This window comes from Rhodopseudomonas pentothenatexigens, from assembly GCF_900218015.1.
In the GTDB taxonomy this organism is placed as follows: Bacteria; Pseudomonadota; Alphaproteobacteria; order Rhizobiales; family Xanthobacteraceae; genus Rhodopseudomonas; species Rhodopseudomonas pentothenatexigens.
This window is the reverse complement of record NZ_UFQQ01000064.1, coordinates 1-1445: the sequence shown is the minus strand read 5'-3', so window position 1 is coordinate 1445 and position 1445 is coordinate 1. Positions and strand designations below refer to the sequence as shown.

Below are 1445 nucleotides of genomic sequence, written 5' to 3'. Positions count from 1 at the left end.
TCGCTGCGCTCACCCGGGCTTCTGTAACGGGCCTCGGTTAGTCAATCCCTTTTTGCGTGGTCCTGTCGCCGGTGACTTGCTTCTGTCCGGGATCGGCGCGGTGGCCGTCACCTTTTGGGGTGCGTAGAGGAGCCGGCCGACCAATCTACGGAAGCGTGGTTGTGAACCGACGTCCCGGGTGGCGGCCTGACCGGATCCATCGTCCCGGCGAGGGGACCTCGCTCAAGGAGGGCTTGGTGCCGCGGCCTTCCTCGAACCGTGATTGCTCCTGTTGTCACACCATCGCCAGCTTGGCGTTGGGATTGAACGGCTTGGCGTCGGCCAGCATCCGGTGCAGCACGACCGCGAGCTTGCGCGCCAGCGCCACCTTCGCCTTGCGTAGGCCGGCCCGCTTGGCAATCCGCATCGCCCAGCTCTTCAACTCGGTGCAATTCTTGATCGGCTTTGTCAGCATGATGTGCGCCGCCTGATACAGCGCCTCGCGCACCGAAGCGTCGCCGATCTTGGTGATGCGACCGGTGTAATCGGTCTGCCCCGATTGATATTTCTTCGGCGTCAGACCGAAGTGGGCGCCGGCTGCCTTCGAAGACTTGAACCGGGCCGGATCGTCGATCGCATTGGCGTAAGTGAGCGCCACGATCGGACCGACCGACGGCGTCGTCATCAGCAGGCGCGCCTGCGGCTGCGCCTTAGCGATCTGTAGCACCTGTTTGTCCAGCCCCTTGAACTCGCGCAGCAGCACGGCATGCACCGCGAGCATTGCCTTGGCGATCGAAGCCAGTGCCGCGTGGCCCTTCGTCAATTCTTCGATCCGCGCCGCAAAGCTCCGCTCGGTCGTCTTGCCGACCTTCAGGCCGAAGCCGCGCAGAATCCCGCGAAGACTGTTCTCGACGTCGAGCAACTTCGTCTGCAGCAGCTTGCGCGCCGTCAGCACGGCACGGACTTCCTGCGCCTCGATCGATTTACAATGCACCGGCCGGAACCAGCCGAGCCGCATCAGCTGCGCGATGGCGCGGGCGTCGTTGCGGTCGGTCTTCATCGACATCGCCTTGAAGGCATCACGAACGTGCCGCGTCTCCAGCAGTTCGACGGCCAGCCCGGCCTCGCGCAAGGCCGCGTAGAGCCATTGCGACAACGGCCCAGCCTCCAGACCGATCCGCTCCAGCGGCGTCGCCAGCGAACCGAACCAGGCGATCAGCGTCTCCGGCTCGCTCGCCACCTTCGCCTCCCGCACGATCCGCCCAGTCCCGTCGACGACACAAACCGCAGACTGTTCCAAAGACACGTCGATTCCGGCATAGTGGTACATGGTCGTTCCTCGATGATGCTTGGAGCGGGCTCGCCCAGACTCCGTTGATTGACACCATCAGTTTGAGGGACGACCACCCTTCCGCCAATTCGCCAAGCGACCTGCTCGGCCTGGCCGGCCCGTTACCCCATCTACG

Annotated in this window: 1 protein-coding gene; it reads right to left on the bottom strand. The window is 64.3% G+C overall.

The annotated features are described in order from the left end of the window. Positions 1-274 precede the first annotated feature (274 nt). Positions 275-1309, bottom strand: a complete 1035-nt coding sequence (locus tag DWA33_RS24810) for an IS110 family RNA-guided transposase (RefSeq protein ID WP_114361130.1) — start codon at positions 1307-1309, stop codon at positions 275-277. Positions 1310-1445 lie beyond the last annotated feature (136 nt).

Excerpts from the sequence above, each read along its gene's own strand:
- DWA33_RS24810 (WP_114361130.1), bottom strand. The coding sequence starts at position 1,309 with ATGTACCACTATGCCGGAATCGACGTGTCTTTGGAACAGTCTGCGGTT.